Annotated in this window: 1 pseudogene; it reads left to right on the top strand. The window is 51.7% G+C overall.

From position 1 onward, the window contains the following. Positions 1-63: 63 nt before the first annotated feature. Positions 64-1210 (top strand): annotated as a pseudogene (locus tag C1Y43_RS23410) (IS3 family transposase). The last annotated feature ends 18 nt before the right edge of the window (positions 1211-1228 follow it).

Raw genomic sequence — 1228 nt, 5'->3', positions numbered from 1 at the left:
TGAATCGCCACGGCTTTAACAGACACCTCGGAGTCATTTAAGATGGCTTAAAGAGAGGTGCCCATGAGCGGTAAGCGTTATCCCGAAGAGTTTAAAATCGAAGCAGTCAAACAGGTTGTTGATCGCGGTCATTCTGTTTCCAGCGTTGCAACACGTCTCGATATCACCACCCACAGTCTTTACGCCTGGATAAAGAAGTACGGCCCGGACTCATCCACTAATAAAGAACAGTCAGATGCTCAGGCCGAGATCCGCCGACTCCAGAAAGAGCGGAAGCGGGTTACCGACGAGAGAGACATACTAAAAAAAGCCGCGGCGTACTTCGCAAAACTGTCCGACTGAGGTACGCCTTTATCCGCGACAACCGCCGTTGCTGGCCTGTTCGTTTGCTCTGTCGAGTTCTGGACGTCCATCCGAGTGGATTTTATGTCTGGCTTCAGCAGCCACATTCACAGCGTCACCAGGCAGACCAGATGCTGACCGGGCAGATCAAACAGTTCTGGCTTGCGTCTGGCTGCGTCTATGGTTATCGCAAGATCCATCTGGACCTGCGGGATAGCGGGCAGCAGTGCGGAGTGAACCGGGTCTGGCGGCTGATGAAGCGTGCCGGTATAAAAGCTCAGGTTGGGTACCGTAGCCCACGGGCACGTAAAGGCGAAGCCAGCATCGTGGTACCGAACAGGCTCCAGCGGCAGTTCAATCCGGACTCACCAGATGAGCGTTGGGTGACGGACATAACCTACATCCGAACTCACGAAGGCTGGCTGTATCTGGCCGTGGTGGTTGACCTGTTCTCCCGGAAAGTTGTCGGCTGGTCAATGCAACCCCGCATGACAAAAGAGATTGTCCTGAACGCATTATTAATGGCGGTGTGGAGGCGTAATCCTCAAAAACAGGTACTGGTTCATTCTGATCAGGGCAGTCAATACACGAGCCATGAGTGGCAATCGTTCCTGAAATCACACGGTCTGGAAGGCAGCATGAGTCGTCGCGGTAACTGTCACGACAACGCGGTTGCGGAAAGCTTTTTCCAGCTACTGAAACGCGAACGAATAAAAAAAAGATCTACGGAACACGGGAAGAAGCCCGCAGTGATATTTTTGATTACATCGAAATGTTTTATAACAGTAAGCGTCGGCATGGCTCGAGCGATCAGATGCCACCAACTGAATACGAAAACAAATATTATCAACGGCTCGAAAGTGTCTAGATTATCCGTGGCGATTCA

The organism is Pantoea sp. ICBG 828 (assembly GCF_002928355.1).
Lineage (GTDB): Bacteria > Pseudomonadota > Gammaproteobacteria > Enterobacterales > Enterobacteriaceae > Pantoea > Pantoea dispersa.
The sequence above is the reverse complement of the archived record's forward strand: the minus strand, read 5'-3'. Positions and strand labels throughout refer to the sequence as shown.